Genomic DNA, 18,289 nt, shown 5'->3' with positions numbered 1-18,289 from the left:
TAGGAGAGATGGAAAACAAGGCCGCGCTGCCGGCTCAGGTTCAAGAGCTGCCCGCGCAAAACCAGATCGTTCCCATGACCGTCCCGGGCAAGGCCTCGGACGGTGAAGTCGTTTCCGGAGCCGGTAAGGCCGAGGCGCGCAAGCCCGCAGAGCAGAAGGTCGTCGACGACGGCCCGCAGCCCGGCGACCTGCGTCTCGTGATCGAGCAGGACACCGACAGCGGCGTCTACGTCTACAAGACGGTGGATCGGCGGACGGGCGAGACCCTGAAGCAGTATCCCCGCGAGGACGTGCTGCGGTTCAAGGAAGCGGCCTCCTACGGCCCCGGCGCAATCTACGACGGCCTGACCTAGGGGCCTTCACGCGCCACGGTTTGCACGCACGCTTGCGGCGCGACGTCGCAGGCGCAACATGGTTTATAAGCGTTAACCATATTCTTACTCCCCGGGCGGCAAGTTCACGGCCGATCCGCTCGGGCGTCGAATCGCGCACCGAGCTCCTCGTAAGTCGGCGAGAACGCCGTTCGGAGATCGTGATGACGCTGAGCGTGAACACCAATCAGCCTGCGCTGATCGCCCTGCAGAACCTGAACAAGACCAATGACGAGATGCAGGGCGTCCAGACCCGCATCAACACCGGCCTTGCGATCTCCAGCGCCAAGGACAACGCCGCCGTCTGGTCGATCGCCCAGGACCAGCAGGCCGATCGCTCGGCCCTGGCCTCGGTCAAGATGAGCCTCGACCGCGCCACCTCGATCGCCGACGTCGCCCTGACGGCCGGCGAGTCGGTCTCGGACCTGCTCAACCTGATGCGCGAGAAGGTGGTCGCCGCCAAGGACAGCTCGCTGTCGACCCAGGCCCGCACCGCCCTCAACGCCGACTTCCAGGGTCTGCTCAGCAACCTGACCCAGGTGGTCGACAGCGCCACCTTCGACGGCGCCAACATCCTCGACGGCAGCCAGACCAACGCCATCACCTTCCTGGCCGACGCCGACGCCCAGACGGTGATCTCGCTGAACCTGCAGACCCTGTCGCTGGGCAGCCCGAAGAACAGCCTGGCCGCCGGCGACAGCATCTCCACCCTGACCCAGGCCACCGCCGTGCTGACGCGCCTGGACGCGACCATCGCCACGGTCAACCAGGCCGTCGGCTCGATCGGCTCGCAAGCCAAGCAGATCGACGCCCACAACACCTTCGTCTCGAAGCTGTCGGACGTGCTGGAAACGGGCGTGGGCAACCTCGTCGACGCCGACATGGCCAAGGAAAGCGCCCGCCTGCAGGCCCTTCAGGTCAAGCAGCAGCTGGGCGCCCAGGCGCTGTCGATCGCCAATGGCGCGCCGCAGATCATCCTGTCGCTGTTCGGCAATGGCTGACGCGGCGCCTGCCGCAACGTAATTGTCATACGAAACGCCGGTCTTTCCCTAGGCCGGCGTTTCTTGCGTGGTTACTCTGTCTCTCGCAGCGCAAGAGGATTCGCTTCGCATGATCGAACTGCGGGATTTGAGAGACGAGGACGAGGCGGTGCTGTTCCAGTGGCGCGCCGAGCCCGAGGTCGACCGCTGGATGTCGGACGCGGCGTTTCCCAGCCGGGAGGCGCACGCCGCCTGGTTCGACGGCCTGCGCAAGGATCCCGACATGCAGGGCTGGATGATCGCGCGCGCCGGCGCGCCGGCCGGCCTGCTGACCCTGACGGGGCTTCAGTCGCATCATCGCCGTGCGGGCTGGAACTGGTTCGTCGGCGCGACCGACGCGCGTCGTCGCGGGGTAGGGCGGGCGGCCCAGGTGCTGGGCCTGGACCGGGCCTTCGGCGAGCTTGGCCTGCACAAGGTGTTCGCCGAGGTGATGGCCGACAACGACGCCGCGCTCAAGGCGCAGTCGGCCTCGGGCTTCCGCCGCGAGGGCTATCTGCGCGGCCACGTGCTCAAGAACGGCGAGCCGCGCGACGTAGTGCTGCTGGGCATCCTGGCCGAGGAGTGGGCCGAGCTGCGCGAGGAGGCTCGCCGGGCCCTGAGCGACGCCCACCTGATCGCGGCCTGATCCGAACAATTCACACGTCTTAACGAAACGTCAGCGTTCGTAACCGAAGATTGCGATGAGTGGCGCATTGCGCCTTCTGTGGAAGCGGTCGTGATCACTTTCGACACCAGTTCGCTGCTGAGCTACTACCAGGCCAAGCTTGGTGTGGGCACGGCCGCGTCCGCGCTGTCGTCGGGCACGACGAGCTCGACCTCCACCGCCAAGCAGGGCATTCCGGCCGCGCCGTGGACCACGGTGACCACCGAGCCCAGCGACCTGGTGAAGGCCGCGCTGAACGGCCGCAAGTTCGTCGACGAAGGCGCCGCCGAGGCCGCAGCCCCGGGCATCAAGGGCGACTACAAGAAGCTGTTCTCGGCCTATCAGGCCCTGAACACCCTGACTGCCATCGCCAATCGCGCCAGCGAGAAGAACGTCTCTGACAGCGAGATCAAGCGCCTGCAGACGGCGCTGACCAAGGGGCTGACGGAGCTCACCAACTACGTCCAGAGCACCAACACCGAAGGCATGCGCCTGACCACCGGCGCGGCCATGACCCAGGACAAGTCCAAGGTCGGCGTGCCCAAGAACGTCTACGGCTACGTCACCAACACGCTCTACAGCGGCCAGATGGACGACGAGGTCCCCGCCTTCAAGGGCGACCAGAAGTTCACGATGTCGGTCACCAAGTTCGGCGAGACCCAGAACCTGACCATGGACCTGGCCGAGATGGGCTCGACGCCGCGGACCATGTCCAACGTGGTCAGCTTCTTCAACGGCAAGCTCCAGGCCGCCGGCTACAACACCACCTTCGCCGTCGAGCGCACAGCCGGCGTGGAGCGCACCGCCACGGTCAACGGCCAGACGGTGAAGCTGCCAGCCACCGGCGACGACTTCGCCCTGCGCATCCGCGGCGACTCCATCGAGAAGCTGAGTTTCACGGCCCCCGCGCCCAAACCGGCCGTCTACATCACCACCGAGGCCGGCAACCCCGACCCCGACAAGGACACCAAGACCGACGACGCGGTCATCGAGAACACCCTGACCAAGTACGGCACCGGCTCCAGCGCGGGCACGGCCGGCGCCAAGGTGTTCTCCGACACGCTGGAAGGCACGGTCGCCAAGGTCCACAAGACCGTCACAGGTCCCGACGGCTCGATCTACGTGCTGGCCGACGTCGAAAAGAGCGTCGAAAGCCAGACGATCAAGGGCGACCAGGACGTCGCCCTGCTGAAGTACGACTCGGCCGGCAAGCTGCTCTATGCGCGCAGCCTGGGCGCGGCCGACACCGCCACGGGCTACTCGATCGCGGTCTCGGACGACGGCAAGGTGGCCATCGCCGGTTCGGTGGCCGGCACGCTGAACGGCGCCACCACCGGTCCGATCAATTCCGACAGCAACGGCACGGTCACCGACAGTTTCGTGTCGCTGTACGACGCCAATGGCGACGAGGCCTGGACCGTCCGCCGCGGCGGCCTGCTGGAAGACGAGGCCACGGCTGTGGCCTTCGGCGAGGATGGCGTGGTCTATGTGGCGGGCCGCACCAAGTCGGACCTGCCCGGCGCCACGGGCTGGGCCTCGAAGGGCGGCTACGACAACTACCTGACCGGGTTCGCCACCGATATCGCCGGCACGCCCAAGGCGCTGTTCACCACCCATTTCGGCAGCGCCGAGAACGACACGGTGTCGGGCATCGTCGTCGACGGCGGCAAGGTTATCGTCGCCAGCAAGGAAGGCAGCCAGGCCAAGCTGCGCAGCTTCGACGTCGCCACCACCGTGGTCACCGAAAACCGCACGTCGCTGAACTCGGCCGGCATCTATGAGACCAAGGCGGTGACCTACACCAAGGCCGCCACCATGAACGTCGGCGCGGTGCGTGATCTGGGCACGCTGAAGGGCGGCGACATCGCCGGCATCAGCATCGACAACGGCCAGCTCTATATCGGCGGCTACACCACCAACGGCGAACTGTCGGTGGGCAATGTCACCTCGGCCGCTTCGGGCGGTTCGGACGGCTTCGTGGCCCGCATCTCGCTCGACCTGACCGACACCGCCGACGACACGATGGCCTACTACGGCGGGACCGGCGACGACACGGTGACGGGCATGGCCGTCTCGAGCGGCCAGGTCTGGCTGGTCGGCGCGGCCGGCAAGGATCTGGCGGGCCTGCCCACGGTCGGCACCAAGGACGGCTATGTCGCGCAGATCGACATGGACACCGGCGCGGCCACCTGGGAGCAGCGCCTGACCGGCAAGGACGGCTACGCCACCCCGACCTCGATCGCCGTCGACGCCTCCGGCTCCAGCGCGCTGGACGTCTTCGGCCTGCCGCGCGGGGCGATGAACTTCACCCAGTCGGACAAGATCGTCTCGGCGACCTCGGCCCGGCCGGGCGACACCTTCCAGATCCGCACGCGCGAGCGCGGTCCGCTGACGACCATCACCATCAGCGCCAACGACACGCTCGAGACCCTGGCCGACAAGATCCGTCGCGCCTCGGGCAGCGCGGCCAAGGTGTCGATCAGCAGCGACGGCAACATGCGCAAGCTGAGCATCACGCCGGCCTTCAAGACCTCGACGGTCGAGATCCTGCCGGGCAAGGGCGACAGCGACGTCCTGGACGCGCTGGGCCTGGCCGCGGGCGTGGTGCGCAACACCAAGACCGAGAGCGGTCGCACCGTCTCGGCCGACGGCAAGGGGCCGGTCTACGGCCTCAAGCTCAATCTCGACATGAGCCTGGCCGACGCCGAGTCGCGGGCCACCACCGCCGACCTCCTGAAGTCGGCCACGGCGGCGATCCGCAACGCCTATCGCGAGATGGCCGACATCGCCAACGGGGTGAAGGTCGACACGTCCTCGACTAAGAGCAACACCACCGGCACGGCGCCCGCCTATCTGACCAACCAGATCGCCAACTACCAGGCCGCGCTCGACCGCCTGACCGGCGGTTGACAATTGTAAGCGCCCTACGGCGCGGCGACGCTTGAAACCGTCACCAACGCGTCGTAGCCAGGGGGCATGGAACTTCTCAAAGACCGACGCGTGCTGCTGGGCGGCGGAGCGGCCCTGGCCGTGATCGCCGGCCTCGGCGTGGCCTTCGCGCTGATGGGCGGCAAGGACCGCAAGCCGGCCGAGGAACCGCCGGCCTCGCGCGCCGGCCTGATCGTCGAGACGGGACGCCCCGACGACACCAAGCTCAATGATCCGGCCCGCCCGCTGCGCTGCTTCGTCGGCGGCCAGTTCGTCGGCGAGACCACCCTGGCCGAATGCGCCAAGAAGAACGGCGTGGCCACCGGCGCCCTCGACGTCGGCGTCGACGAGACCGGGGCCCTGGCCGCGGCCGACCAGGCCGGCACGGTGCTGACGCCGCTGCCGCCGCCGACCGTCACCGCGCCGGTCGCCACCGCGCCGACCTCCACGCCGACTGGACCCGCCGTAGCCACCGCGCCGCTGGGCGTCTGCCAGCGCTATTCGGGCGGCCAGTGGAACAAGCTGCCGGGCGAGATCACCCAGAACGCCTGCATCCAGCAGCTGTTCGCCGGCAAGTGCGAGCGCCCGGGCGGCGCCACCTACGGCCGCTGGGGCGACGAGACGCTGCGCCTGCTGCCGGGCCGCGTCGAAGCCTCGTCCGACAACCGCTCGTTCCACCTGGTGGTCGAGCAGGCCGCCAACTGCGCCATTCCCAGCGTCGGCTGAGCCGAAGGAGTCACTTGATGCGCGTTTCCTCCATCGCCGCCGTCCTGGCCCTCGGCGCCGCCGCCATCGGCCTGTCGGGCTGCGTCAAGCAGACGAAGGCGCCCTTCGACCAGGGCGTCTGCAACCACGTCATCGAGAAGAAGGACGGCACGCTGCAGTTCAACCCGGTCGAGCGCAACGTGCCGAACATGGAGACCTGCGCGGCCACGCTGGAGGGCATGCGCATCCGCTTCATGCGCATGGGCCTGCGCCGGGAACGACTGACCGGCTCCTACCAGGGCAAGTTCATCTTCGTGGAGAAGGAAGGCATCTATCTGGGCGACAGCTATGAAGGCGCCCGGTTCATGTCGCTGGTCCGCACGGGCGACGGCCGCCTCGCCGTCCCAGGGGCGCTGCCGGCGCGCTGAAACCTTCGGACGAGCAGGAGAGGGCGGTGGATAACCGCCCTCCGTTCACAGGAACGTTCGGGGAACAAAGCTTGATTTTGAGCTTGCTGAGTCGTTAACGTCCTGGCTTCGAGATTCCGGCGCGTTGGGTCGCCGGGCGAGAGCAGGGCATAGCCAATGGCTGGCAGCGTCAACAAGGTCATCCTCGTCGGCAACCTCGGGGCCGACCCCGAAATCCGCACCCTCAACTCGGGCGACCGCGTCGCCAACCTGCGCATCGCCACTTCCGAGACCTGGCGCGACCGCTCCAGCGGCGAGCGCAAGGAAAAGACCGAGTGGCACCGGGTCGTGATCTTCAACGACAACCTGGTGAAGGTGGCCGAGAGCTACCTGCGCAAGGGCTCGACCGTCTACATCGAGGGCGCCATCCAGACCCGCAAGTGGACCGACCAGCAGGGCCAGGAAAAGTACTCGACCGAGATCGTGCTGCAGAAGTTCCGCGGCGAGTTGACCATGCTGGGCGGCCGCGGCGACGGCGCCGGCGCCTCGTCGGGCGGCGGCTATGACGACGGCTACGGCCAGGGCGGCGGCGGTGGCGGCTACGGCGGCGGCCAAGGCGGCGGCAACTTCGGCGGCGGCGCTCCGCGCAGCCAGCCCAGCGGTCCGCGCGAAAGCTTTTCGGCCGACCTGGACGACGAAATCCCCTTCTAATTGCTCTCTGGCGTTAAGTCGTAAACAAGTGGCCGGTTCCTTTTGGAATCGGTCACTTTTTTATTGCATCTGCCCAATTCAATTCGGTCGAGCTAGCGTGGATAAAGCTCACCAGGATTGACCGTAAATGGACGGCTCAACGACCATTCGAGTGCTTGTGCTAAAGGGCGGAGAGCGGCTTCCCGTCCTTCTCGATCGCTCTAGACAGCAGCCGCTATTTGATCCGCTGGTATACGCCGTAAGCCGCCTGCGCGGCCGCGCTGCCAACACGGTGCAGCAGCACCCTGTCGGTCTTCAGGTCTTGCTAGATTTCTTCGAGCCGTCGCGTCGACCTTGCCGACCGCGTCCGAACCGGCGAGCTTCTTTCCTTTGCGGAGCTCGACGGACTTGTTTCTTCGACTTTGCGGCATCGCCACTACGGCAAACGACGGTCCATTCCCCAGCGGTTGTCTCGGCAGACAAGCGCGAACCGTCTGCGGGCGATACGAGCCTACTTGGCGTGGCTTATCAGTAACGCTTTGGGGGGACGTGCAGAACATGGCGTGTCGTCGATGTTCAGCCGGCTTGGCATAACGAATGCCGACGGTTCTCCGATCAAAATCAAGACCCACGCCTTCCGCCATTGGCTGGCCACACGCACGCTTGGCCCTGCAAGCAGTGGCCGACGGGGCGATGCGCTGGCTGGCCCGGTAGGAGGGCGTGCGACGCCGCTCATTGAACGCCGTCGCACTAGCCGCGCTCGCCGGCGCGAAGCCTCATCGGCAGATCGGGTTACGCCTTACTTGCGGCCCAGAATCTGCGACATCGACCGGCAAAGGATAAGCGCCGGATCAGCATCCAAGCCGAACGCGCGCCACGCAACGACACCGTCAGGGCGGACCAGGCAGGCGCCCTGCGGGGAGACCGTGAAGGTCGCCTCGAAGCTGCGGTCCTCTGGGAAGCACACTTGCTGGCCAACGGCGATGCTACGCAATGGGACACCCTGCTCGCGCGCCACGGCGAGGCCCGCATTGATCCATCGGATGTCCGGGCTCATCAGGACGAAGTCTTGAGCAAAGAGATCGAGCGTGGAGAGGCGCCGGCCGTCGGCATTGACCCAGACGTGAGGCGCCCGAACGCCGGGCTGCCCGGCCCAAGCATCAGGATGCGCGGCGGGCGGAAGGCCCTCGTCGGTGGAGATGACGGCCTTTGAGCTGACTCGCTGGCCAAGTTCCATCGCCTCCGCGCCGTAGAGGGGCTCACCCGCCAGCCGGTCGCCGGCCCAGCGACGATAGTCTGGCCTTGCGAAGGTTTGCTGATGTCGCAGCCAGCCGATGGGCTGGCGCTCGGCGCTGTAGGTGTCGAGCAAGGCGGGCGACGCCACGCCACGAAGCACAAGGTCAAGTTTCCAGGCTAGATTGTAGGCGTCGTCGATCCCGGTGTTTGCGCCGAAGCCGCCCCGGGTCGGGGGGAGCTGGTGGGCGGCGTCGCCGGCCAGGAAGACCCGCCCCCGGCTGTAACTGCGCGCGATCCGGCCAGCCATCTCCCAGCGCCCTGTCGTGATCAGCTCGACGGGTAGGTCCTGGCCCAGGGCGCGCCGGATCGCGGACCTCAGCTGGTCCTCGGACCGCTCCTCATCGTCGCTGAACATCAGCACCCAACGGCCATCGGGATAATGCGTCAGGAACGCCTGGAAGCCGGGCTGTTCAATCTCGAACTGCTGGATGCCCCGCTCGAGGTAGGGCTCGGCGGCCTCGCAACGGAAAAGAACGCTACGGATCGTTCGCAAGAATCCGACGCCCTCACGCCCTATCCCCAGCTGCTCGCGGATCGGGCTGTCGGCGCCATCCGCCGCGATGAGGTAGTCTGCGCGGATCTCATAGATCTCGGACGTATCGCGGGAGCGCAGCTGTGCGGCGACGCCATTCTTGGTCTCGGCGAACGACAGCAGCTCAACGCCAAGCCTGAGGTCGGCCCCGCGATGCAAGGCCTGCTCTCTCAGAATGGGCTCAAGCCTATCTTGGGCGATCGCGGCCCCGGTGCAGGGAGAGACTTGTCCCTTGTCGGGTTCGGCCTGTCCGGGCGTCCAGGGCGTCTCCTCGCCCCAGCGGCCGGTCAGGCTTTCGACCTTGGCGCGCCGCAGGCGAATGTCGGGGCGGGCCTGGGGGATGAGATCGGCGATCCCGACGGCGCGGTAATGCTCGAGCGTCAGTTCCGTGAAACCGATGGCGCGAGGATGTGGCGAACTGCCCCTGTGCTTTTCGACCAGGATTGTACTGACGCCCCGGGAAGAGAGGAATAGCGCCGCGGAGAGGCCAACGAGGCTCCCTCCGACGATCAGGACTTGGGTATTGTTCGGGGTATTGTTCGGGGTATTGTTCTGCACGGCGTGCGATCCTTTCGCTCGACGTCGCCGAAGGCGACGAAAAGGACTGGCCGCTTTTTCGCGACGCACAGGACCGATCGGCCGGGATAGTGTCGATCATTCCAGGGCCTTCGACGAGAAAACGGCGCAAGTCCGCTTCTGTCGTGGTCCGCGGCCCTCAGGGCTGGAATATCGCTACCGCTTGGATAGCTGACCGGGGCTCACCACGTCCGGTCCACCTTTTTCGACAGGACTCCCTTACCGTCGGGCGCCCCGCAGTGCAACAGCACGGTGACCCGGCGAGAGGGCTCCGTCCGGCGCCGGCCTCTTGGCCTCTCCGATGCAATCTGCCTTACGCTACCGCATGAAGCAGACCGCATCGCTGCGGCCCAGGGTCCTTACGGCGGCGTCCAGGGCGGCCTGCGACCTTGGCCCGCGACTGGCGTCGACAGTGACGCCGTGCGTGGCCAGGAGGCGGTCCGAATAGAGGATCATGACCGGATCGGGCGTCGGGCACAGCGCCAGGCGTCCGTCCTCCGAGAGATCATTGAAGCCCGCCATCCAACGAAAGAAGTTCACGTCGACACCGGCCCGTCTCAGGAACGCGTCCTGCCGATCGATCTGTTTTTGGACGCCGGCGCGAACGCCGGCGACCTGCGCCTCGACCTGCTCGGCCGCGACCTGCGCCGCGATTGCCTCGCGCAGCTGGGCCTCGTCGAGCCGATGCGCCCCGCCGTGGAACAGCAGCAGGGCGTCATCGTCGATCACGCGACGGTCGCCGGCCGTGAACAGGTAGTTGGCGCACGAGGACGCACAGACCTTTTGGGCCACCACCGTGGTCTGGCGGGGTATCAGCACCTCGCCCATGGCCATGCCGGCGTTGATCTCGCCGCCGCCCGAATTGACCACGACCACGACAGGGGCCGAAGGCTCGAACTTCGACAGCGCGCTGACGAACGCCGCCGATGTCTCATCGTTGATTGGGCCCGAGAAGCACAGGCCGTCGGACGCGATCTGGCGCACGGGCTGTGATTGGTTATCGGAAGAACGGCTCCACGTCCGGCAAGCCTCGATGATCGCGGTCTCTCGATCCAGGCTGGCGGGACCGGTCATTCCGAGGAAGGCGATTAGAACTGAAAGCCACATGGTCATTTCCGGGTCAGAAGGTCCTCGCCAGCGGGATGCTAGGGACCGGATCGCAGTTCGTTGGCGGGCTCAATCGCGAGAGCCGCCTCGCCCGCCAACGACCCAGGGCGATCAAGCGCCTTGAGGTTGGTGGCGGGCCGCCCAGCCCGACGAGGCTCGGGCCTTTACTTGGCGTGGTCGACGTGGACGGGCTCGACAAGCGTCTTGCCCTTCTCGACGATGTAGGTGGCGAGTTCGGCGCCGTTGGCGGCCCCAGGATTGCGCGCCTTGTGCGCGACGCCGGCCGGGACGAACAGCACGTCGCCGGCCTTCAAGGTGACAGGGCTCTTGCCCTCCAGCTGGTACTCGAGCACGCCTTCGAGGACGTAGATGACTTCCTCGCCGGGGTGGCGATGCCAGGGGGCCTCGGCGCCCGGCGCGATGTCGATGCGGGCCTGGATCGTCTCGCGGCCCGGGATGGACAGGTCGTGGCGCTGCAGGTCGGTGCGGGTGACAGGCTGGGCGGCCAGGGCCGGCGAGGCGAGCAGCGTCGCGGCGACGATGGCGCCGAAGAAGTTGGACATGGTGGCCTCCTTCCAGATCCCGGCCCCGTCGGGGCCGGGTTTTCGTTGATGCACTTAAGGGCGCGTGGCGCCCTGGCTGACGCCTTGGGCGGCGGCTTCGATGACGCTGGCCACGGCCTTGGGCTGGGAGGCGAAGACGACGTGGCTTCCCTTCACCTCGGTCGCCTGGGCGCCGATGCGCTGGGCGGTCTTGCGCAGCAGCGCCGGGGCGATGGCGCCGTCCTCGGTGGCGACGACGGCCCAACTGGGCTTGGTCTTCCAGGCCGCGACGGTGAGCTTGGCCTTAAGCGCGGCCATCGCGACCGGGTTCTGCGAGGCCTGCAGGAAGGCCGCGTCCTTTTCCGACAGATCGGCCGCGAAACCCGCGCGGAACGTCTCGGCCTTCAGGAACGCAAAGCCATCGGCGGTTTCCTGCGGCTGGAAGTTGGGCGGCGGAGGGATGTCGGCGTACTGGTCGAGCACCGACTGGCCGATGTCGGGGGCGAAGGCGGCGACATAGACGAGGCCCGCGACCTTGGGATTGTCGCCGGCCTGGCTGATCACCGCGCCGCCATAGGAGTGGCCGACCAGGATCACCGGTCCATCCTGGCGGGCGATGACGCGATTGGTGGCGTCGACGTCGGCCTCAAGCGAGGTCAGCGGGTTTTGCACGATGCTGACCTTGTAGCCGCGGGCGGTCAGCTGGTCGTAGACGCCGCGCCAGCCCGACCCGTCGGCGAAGGCGCCGTGGACCAGGACAACGTTCTTGACGGCCGGGGCGGCCGGCTGGGCCGAGGCGGAGGTGGCGATGCCGAGCGTCAGGGCGCCGGAAAGCAGGACGGACTTGAACATGAGGATCTCCTCGAAAGGGTGTCGGCGGGCGTGGCCGCCATGGGTTGGTGGCTTGGGCGTCGAGCGAGGCGACGAGAGGCGTTGACCGGGCTAGGCGCGGAAGAAGGCCAGCAGGTCCTTGTTGATGACGTCGGGATGGGTCGACGCCATGCCGTGCGGCAGGCCCAGATAGGTCTTCAGCGTACCCTTCCGGACCAGCTTGATGGCGAGGTGGGCGCTGTCGGCGATCGGGACGATCTGGTCGTCCTCGCCGTGCATGATCAGCACCGGCACGTCGACCGTTTGCAGGTCCGGCGTGAAGTCGGTCTCGGAAAAGGCAGCGATGCAGTCGTAGTGGGCCTTGGCCCCGCCCATCATCCCCTGGCGCCACCAGTTGTCGATCAGGCCCTGGCTGACCTTCGCACCCGGACGGTTGAAGCCGTAGAAGGGCCCGGCCGGAACGTCCTGGAAGAACTGGGCGCGGTTGGCGGCCAGCGCGGTGCGGAAGCCGTCGAAGACCTCGCGAGGGAGGCCGCCGGGGTTGGCCGGAGTCTTCAGCATGATCGGCGGCACCGCGCCGACCAGCACGACCTTGGCCACCCGGCCAGGCTTGGCGCGGGCCGCATAGTGTATCGCCTCGCCGCCGCCGGTCGAGTGGCCGACGTGGATGGCGTTCTTCAGGTCCAGGTGGTCGGTGAGCGCGATGACGTCGGCGGCGTATGTGTCCATCTCGTTGCCGGTGTCGGTCTGGCTCGAGCGGCCATGGCCGCGGCGGTCGTGGGCGATCACTCGATAGCCTTGCGCCAGGAAGAACAGCATCTGGGCGTCCCAGTCGTCGCTGCTCAGCGGCCAGCCGTGGTGGAAGACGATCGGCTGGGCGGTCTTGGGACCCCAGTCCTTGTAGAAGATCTGCGCGCCGTCCTGGACGGTGACGTAGCCGCTGCCCGTGGTCGACTTGGCGGCCTTCGCTGGCGTTGCGGCGGCGGGCGACTGGGCTGCGGCGGCGATCGGCAGCGCCGCCGCCATGAGGCCGGCCCCGGCGGTCATCAGGCCACGGCGTGAAGCTTGGACGGAGGTACGGTTGGACTGGCTCATCTGGATCCCCTTGAGAAAGTTTTTGCGATATCGATTATCGCGATATCGATATGCCTAGAGGTGCTGCGGCGCGCTGTCCAGCATTTTCTTTATCGCGATCTCATTTTTCGTGGTAATGAGCGGTGGGTAGCCCAGAGAGGAACAACCGTGCCTATCCCGCTCGACGACCAGGTTTGCTTTTCGCTCTACGCAACGAGCATGGCGATCAACCGCACCTACAAGCCCATGCTCGATGCGATGGGCATCACCTATCCGCAGTATCTGGTCCTGAATGTCCTGGGCGAGGCTGACGGCGCCACCGTCGGCGCGATCGCCCAGCGCCTCTTCCTGGAATCCAGCACTGTCACGCCGCCGATCAAGCGGCTCGAGCAAGCAGGTCTCGTCGTGCGCCAGCGAAGCGCCGCCGACGAGCGTCAGGTTCAAGTCCGCCTGACCGACGCGGGGCGAGCCCTGCTCAAGGAATGCGACTGCCTGGGACAGACCCTGGCCTCTCGGTCGGGAATGACCGCCGAGGACCTCGATGGCTTGAACAAGCGTGTGAAGGATCTTCGCGCGAAGCTGGTGGACTAGCTGGGACGCCCCCGGGGCGCGTAAGAAATGGTGCGCCAATCCCCCACGGGCGCACGTCATGGCGGCCCTGTCTGCGGCAGGGAATATCTCTGTGAGCCTGGGTCTGGTCCGATCGTCAGTCGCGGCCGGGGCGGAAGGCATGGGAAGCTCTTGTGTCGATAGCGCTGCCAGGGTCTGATCTTCCCCAGCGGCTGGTAAGCCCCAGGATGGCTATGGCGCGGCTACACGAAAGTGCGGCCGCAAGGGCGGACGCGAATAACCCGCTGGCCAAAGAGATGGGCGTCGAGGGAGTAGCCGCCTGGACCAGCCAGCATGATCGCTATGGCGTGCAGGGCGTTGACCGCCAGAAACGCCTGCGCGGCTCCTTCGGCGCTGGGTAAAAGCATGGCGAAGGCGATGGCCAGGACGAAGGCTGCGATCCTGCCCAAAAGGCCAATGATCAACGCGGCTGCGCCCAGCAGGGCCAGAACGCGCCAGGACGCCGAGGTGGGCAACAGCAGGCAGCAGGCCGGTGCGACCGCTGACGCCGCAAGCCGGCTGGCGAACAGGCCAAGGCCGCCGAGGCCCCTGGGGAAGCGGGGGAATGTATGGAACACGATGCTGATGCTGGCAGGCCAAGTTCGCGGCCAAAAGCCCCGAAGGGGTGGTCGAGCGACAACCCGCTCGATATTGAGCGTCCGGGCTTTGCGGGTGTACCTCGTCTAACAGGGGCGGCCTTGAGGATGTGATGCGGTTGGGCGGGGCGAAGGTATTGGGAGCGGCGTTTCTCGTCGCCAGCCTGCTCGCCACGACGCCGGCGAGGGCCTTGGATCCGGAACGCGGCCTTGCGCAATACAAACATACGCGCTGGACCCTCGAGGACGGCGCTCCCGCCGGCATCGAAGCCATCGCCCAGACGCCGGACGGCTTCCTGTGGCTTGGCACGCCTCAAGGCCTCATTCGCTTCGACGGCGTGACTTTCCAGCCCATCAGCCCGCCACCGACGACGCACGCCATGACTGACCGCGTAGTCAGCCTGCTGGTCACGCGCTCAGGAGCGCTCTGGGCCGGCTACGAGCAAGGCGGGATCGCCGTCTTCGAGAATGGCCGCTCCCGCGTGCTCTACGACCCCAGGATTTTCGACGAAGTCGTCTTTCGGTTGGCCGAGGGCCAGGATGGCTCCATCTGGGCGGCGACGACGCGCGCCAAGGCCCGGCTGGTGCGGTTCTCCGGCGGCGCCTGGACGCCGATGGCGGTTGAAGGGGGGCTCCCAGACAGGGAGCTCACGGACCTGCTGGTGGCTCGGGATGGGGCCCTGTGGGTCGGGTTGAACGGAGCGGTCGCGAGACTGGCGCCCGGCGCTAGCCGCTTCTCGATGGTGCGAACCGATCTCGCCCAGGGCGTGGGCCTGGCCCAGGACCGCGCGGGCCGCATCTGGGCGTCCGACGCCCGAGGCACGCGTCTGTTGGCGGGGCCGCCAGCGGCGCGCTCGGCATATCGGCACGCCAGCGCCAGCCGCATCACCAGGATCATGATCGATGGGGACCAAAATCTCTGGGGCGCCCAGCACCCCGATGGCGTGTTCAGAATTCGTCCGGGCGCGCAACGACCCGAGACCTTTTCCGCAGGCCAGGGTCTGACCTCGGCCATGGCCTACGAGGTGTTCGAGGACCGCGAGGGCAGCATCTGGGTCGCCACAGTGAGGGGACTGGACCGCTGGCGGGCCACCAGCATCACGCCCGAGCCGATCGTGCCGGCCAGCTCGCCCTACGGCTACGTCGTCTTCGCCGACGCGCGCGGCGTGGTCTGGATCACGGACTCTGACACCCTCTATCGGGCTAGGCCTGGCGAGCCGCTGACTCCCGTTGTTCGCGGCCTCAAGCATCCGAGCGCCCTGTGCGACGCGCCGGGCGGCGGCCTCTGGGTCGGGCTTGGCGAGACGATGGTCCGCGTCGATGGTGACAAGGTCTCGCCGGTCTCCATTCCCAGCGGCTCCGATACTTGGGTGAGCGCCTGCGCGCAGGACGGGGCCGGACAGAGCTGGGTTGCGGCCTTCATGGCCGGGCTCCTCCGCTACGATGGTCACCGCTGGACCCACCTCCAGCCCAAGCCGCTCGGCCGGTCGGTCACCGCCCTGACGGCCGACTCAGACGGACGAATCGTTATCGATGCCGGCCGCGGGGCGGTGCTTTGGGATGGCGGAGCGTTCCATCACATCAAGACATTGCCTCGCGCCGTCCGCGGCGGGACGATGCCCATGGCCACGGGGCCGCTGGGCGTCCTGGCCGGCAGCGACCGGGGGCTGACCCGCTTCAAGGGGCAGACCACCCAGTTCATCTCACGGGACCGGTTTTCTTTCCTGGGCTTGAGCCATGGCCTCGCGCAGACGGCGAAGGAAACCTGGCTTTTCGGCGCGGCGGGCCTGGTGCGGATGCAAAATCGCGACCTGGCGCGGGCGTTCGACGATCCGAACGCGGCTTTGCCGGCGCGGATCTACGATCTCAAGGACGGGCTGCCGGGTCCCGCCTCGTTCCGCTATCGCGCCGACCTGGCGGTTGGCGGCGATGGCCGCGTCTGGATCGCGACAACGAACGGGGTCGCCTCGCTGGATCCCGCGCGCCAGCCCTTCAATCGGATCGTGCCGCCAGTGGCGATACAGGGCGTCGTGATCGACGGCGTCCGAAGCGGAAATCTCCAGAGCGTCGTCCTGCCCAGGGGCGCCAGAAGCCTCCAGATCGATTACACCGCGCTGAGCCTAGCGGTTCCCGAGCGGGTGCGCTTCCGCTATCGGCTGGAAGGCGTCGACAAGGACTGGGTCGAGGCCGGCGCTCGGCGATCGGCCTTCTACACCAACCTCAGACCCGGAAAGTACGTCTTCCGCGTCAAGGCCGCCAATAACGACGGGGTTTGGAACGAGCAGGGGGCGAGCTTGGCCCTCGACCTGCCGCCGACCCTGTTCCAGAGCCGACTTTTCCTGGCCGCGTGCCTGATGGCGGCGGCGGCCCTGGCGGTGCTGGCCTACCGCTTTCGCCTGCGCCGTGTCAGCGAACGCCTGCAGGCTGCCCTGCGCGAGCGGATGGCCGAGCGCGAGCGGATCGCCCGCGAACTGCACGACACCCTGCTGCAGGGCGTGCAGGGGCTGATCCTGAAGTTTCAGTCGGCCAGCCGGCAAGTGCCGCCAGGCTCACCGGCTCGCGACCAGCTGGAAAAGGCTCTCGACCGCGCAGAAGACGTCGTCATCGAGGCCCGCGACCGGGTCCGCAGCCTGCGCGCCGACGCCGCCAGCGACCTGGGCGCCACCCTGGCCGACGTCGCCGAGCAGATGAGCTTGCCCCATGCGGCGCGAACGCAGGTGACAGTGGAAGGGGCTGTGCTGGACCTCCATCCGGTGGTCGCCGACGAGATCGAGCGCATCGTGGTCGAGGCGCTGTTCAACGCCCATCGCCATGCCGAGGCCTCACGCATAGCCATCGACGTCACCTTTGATCCCAAGCGGTTGTGCGTCCGGGTGCGCGACGACGGCGTCGGCATTGACCAGGCGGTGCTGGACGCAGGCGGCCGCGAGGGGCATTTCGGCCTATCAGGCATGCAGGAGCGCGCCAGGAAGATCGGCGGGCTATTGACCATCCGTAGCCGGACCGACCAGGGCGCAGAGATCGAGCTGATCATCCCGGGAGGCTTGGCCTATGCGAAGCGGCGATCGGCGCCGTGGCGCAAGATCTGGCGGCGCGCGCCGCGTTGGGAGGCGGCGGCGTGAGCACGCTCGGCGGCAGGATCTCGGTGCTGATCGTGGACGACCACCCGCTGCTGCGCGAAGGCGTTGCGGCGGTGCTCGAGGCCGAGGGCGACATGGTTGTCGTCGGCGACGCCAAGGACGGCGCCGAGGCCGTGGCCCTGTTCGCCCAGACCCGTCCCGACATAGTGCTGATGGACCTGCAGATGCCGGACCTAGATGGAGTCGAAGCCATCGCCGCTATCCGCGCCCAGGCTCCCCGCGCGCGGATCATCGTCCTGACCACCTATGCGGGCGACGTGCGGGCTCTGAGCGCCCTCAAGGCCGGGGCCAGCGGCTATCTGCTCAAGAGCAGCCTGCGCCGCGAGCTCATCGACACGATCCGGGCCGTTCATGCCGGTAAGCGCCACCTGCACCCGCAGGTGGCGCACGACATCGCCATCAACGCCACGGCCGAACCCTTGAGCGAGCGCGAGATCGACGTGTTGCGCCGTGTCTCCACCGGTCAGGCCAACAAGGAGATCGCCCGCGACCTGGACTTGTCCGAGGACACCGTGAAGGGCCACATGCGCAGCATCTTCAACAAGCTGGAGGTCACCGACCGCACCCAGGCGGTCGCCGTCGGCCACCGCCGTGGGATCATCCAGCTTTAAAGCAGTCTATCGATTTCCCGGCGCTATAAGGAAGCACTGGCATTCCACTAGGCGCGATACCGAGATGTCCGCAACGGGTCGGGAGCGGGAATTAGCGCCGGCGCTGAACGCGGACATGGCGCCTGTCGCCAACGAGCGGACTATTCTGGCGTCAGCTGGGGGTGGTGAGCGGAAATCAGATCCCTCTCTCATGGAGAGGGAGGGGCCCGCGCCGCAAGGCGTGGGAGGGTGAGTGGGTAGGCGAAGCCCCTGGATGGTCTTGGTGCTGTTGCGGGCGACGCGCCGGCACGCCGGCTGAGGGTGTAACCACTCACCCTCCCATCGCTACGCGATGGGCCCCTCCCTCTCTCTAAGAGAGAGGGCTTTCGGACGGCGCCAACTTCCGCAACGGGTCGTGACCGGTCGAAGACCCCAACAGTGCTATGTCCGGAGTTGGACGCGAAGCAATGTCGGCTATGCGCCGCCAGCCCGTGAGCGCTGAGGGATGATAGAATGAGCCGAGGGGAGTAGCCAATTCGCAGGAGGCGAACATGGCTCAATTTGACCTCTTCCTTCCCCCAAAGCGGCCCTGGAACACCGGCCGCGTCATTG

At 67.2% G+C, this 18,289-nt stretch carries 16 protein-coding genes; 10 read left to right on the top strand and 6 right to left on the bottom strand.

The window, feature by feature from the left end; translation table 11 throughout:
• Positions 1-8 precede the first annotated feature (8 nt).
• The 7 genes from SGCZBJ_RS15665 (at position 9) to ssb (ending at position 6,805) form a co-directional block, all read left to right on the top strand.
• A complete protein-coding gene (locus tag SGCZBJ_RS15665; RefSeq protein ID WP_101718926.1) occupies positions 9-353 on the top strand; it encodes a hypothetical protein in 345 nt (114 codons plus the stop codon).
• A 182-nt stretch (positions 354-535) separates the two neighbouring features.
• Positions 536-1,372 carry a flagellin gene (locus tag SGCZBJ_RS15660; protein ID WP_101718925.1) on the top strand — a complete coding sequence of 279 codons (837 nt, stop codon included), beginning with the start codon at positions 536-538 and terminating at the stop codon, positions 1,370-1,372.
• Positions 1,373-1,481: 109 nt separating this feature from the next.
• Positions 1,482-2,036, top strand: a complete 555-nt coding sequence (pseH, locus tag SGCZBJ_RS15655) for a UDP-4-amino-4,6-dideoxy-N-acetyl-beta-L-altrosamine N-acetyltransferase (RefSeq protein WP_101718924.1) — start codon at positions 1,482-1,484, stop codon at positions 2,034-2,036.
• Between the two features lie 90 nt (positions 2,037-2,126).
• On the top strand, positions 2,127-4,964 hold the full coding sequence (locus tag SGCZBJ_RS15650; RefSeq protein WP_101718980.1) for a hypothetical protein: 2,838 nt from the start codon (positions 2,127-2,129) through the stop codon (positions 4,962-4,964).
• 66 nt (positions 4,965-5,030) lie between these two features.
• On the top strand, positions 5,031-5,708 hold the full coding sequence (locus tag SGCZBJ_RS15645; RefSeq protein ID WP_101718923.1) for a hypothetical protein: 678 nt from the start codon (positions 5,031-5,033) through the stop codon (positions 5,706-5,708).
• 17 nt (positions 5,709-5,725) lie between these two features.
• Positions 5,726-6,115: a hypothetical protein gene (locus tag SGCZBJ_RS15640; protein WP_101718922.1), complete on the top strand. Its 390-nt coding sequence runs from the start codon at positions 5,726-5,728 to the stop codon at positions 6,113-6,115.
• A gap of 156 nt (positions 6,116-6,271) precedes the next feature.
• Positions 6,272-6,805, top strand: coding sequence for a single-stranded DNA-binding protein (ssb, locus tag SGCZBJ_RS15635; protein WP_058350301.1), 534 nt, complete (start codon positions 6,272-6,274; stop codon positions 6,803-6,805).
• Positions 6,806-7,583: 778 nt separating this feature from the next.
• Here the strand turns inward: ssb and SGCZBJ_RS15630 are convergent.
• The 5 genes from SGCZBJ_RS15630 to SGCZBJ_RS15610 all read right to left on the bottom strand — a co-directional run bounded on the left by SGCZBJ_RS15630 (position 7,584) and on the right by SGCZBJ_RS15610 (position 12,763).
• Entirely contained in the window at positions 7,584-9,170 is a 1,587-nt protein-coding gene (locus tag SGCZBJ_RS15630; RefSeq protein ID WP_101718921.1) for an FAD-dependent monooxygenase, read from the bottom strand.
• Between the two features lie 336 nt (positions 9,171-9,506).
• Positions 9,507-10,172: an ATP-dependent Clp protease proteolytic subunit gene (locus SGCZBJ_RS15625; RefSeq protein ID WP_101718920.1), complete on the bottom strand. Its 666-nt coding sequence runs from the start codon at positions 10,170-10,172 to the stop codon at positions 9,507-9,509.
• A 287-nt stretch (positions 10,173-10,459) separates the two neighbouring features.
• Entirely contained in the window at positions 10,460-10,858 is a 399-nt protein-coding gene (locus SGCZBJ_RS15620) for a cupin domain-containing protein (RefSeq protein WP_101718919.1), read from the bottom strand.
• 54 nt (positions 10,859-10,912) lie between these two features.
• On the bottom strand, positions 10,913-11,689 hold the full coding sequence (locus SGCZBJ_RS15615) for an alpha/beta fold hydrolase (protein ID WP_101718918.1): 777 nt from the start codon (positions 11,687-11,689) through the stop codon (positions 10,913-10,915).
• A 90-nt stretch (positions 11,690-11,779) separates the two neighbouring features.
• Positions 11,780-12,763: an alpha/beta fold hydrolase gene (locus SGCZBJ_RS15610; RefSeq protein WP_101718917.1), complete on the bottom strand. Its 984-nt coding sequence runs from the start codon at positions 12,761-12,763 to the stop codon at positions 11,780-11,782.
• Positions 12,764-12,910: 147 nt separating this feature from the next.
• Here SGCZBJ_RS15610 and SGCZBJ_RS15605 point away from each other — a divergent pair, with 147 nt between their 5' ends.
• Positions 12,911-13,333 carry a MarR family winged helix-turn-helix transcriptional regulator gene (locus tag SGCZBJ_RS15605; protein ID WP_101718916.1) on the top strand — a complete coding sequence of 141 codons (423 nt, stop codon included), beginning with the start codon at positions 12,911-12,913 and terminating at the stop codon, positions 13,331-13,333.
• 221 nt (positions 13,334-13,554) lie between these two features.
• Here SGCZBJ_RS15605 and SGCZBJ_RS15600 read toward each other — a convergent pair whose 3' ends face one another.
• A complete protein-coding gene (locus tag SGCZBJ_RS15600; protein ID WP_101718915.1) occupies positions 13,555-13,929 on the bottom strand; it encodes a hypothetical protein in 375 nt (124 codons plus the stop codon).
• A 131-nt stretch (positions 13,930-14,060) separates the two neighbouring features.
• On the opposite strand from SGCZBJ_RS15600, the gene SGCZBJ_RS15595 reads away from it, so the two are divergent.
• Together SGCZBJ_RS15595 and SGCZBJ_RS15590 are read left to right on the top strand one after the other, a co-directional pair.
• Positions 14,061-17,069 (top strand): sensor histidine kinase, encoded by a 3,009-nt coding sequence (locus tag SGCZBJ_RS15595; RefSeq protein WP_165799337.1) that lies wholly within the window; start codon positions 14,061-14,063, stop codon positions 17,067-17,069.
• A complete protein-coding gene (locus SGCZBJ_RS15590) occupies positions 17,066-17,698 on the top strand; it encodes a response regulator (RefSeq protein ID WP_240621532.1) in 633 nt (210 codons plus the stop codon). The genes SGCZBJ_RS15595 and SGCZBJ_RS15590 overlap by 4 nt, the downstream gene beginning before the upstream one ends.
• Positions 17,699-18,289: the final 591 nt, after the last annotated feature.

The sequence above is a fragment of the Caulobacter zeae genome (assembly GCF_002858925.1).
GTDB classification, from domain to species: Bacteria; Pseudomonadota; Alphaproteobacteria; order Caulobacterales; family Caulobacteraceae; genus Caulobacter; species Caulobacter zeae.
Note: the sequence above shows the minus strand (reverse complement) of the source record. Positions and strands in the feature narration are given on the sequence as shown.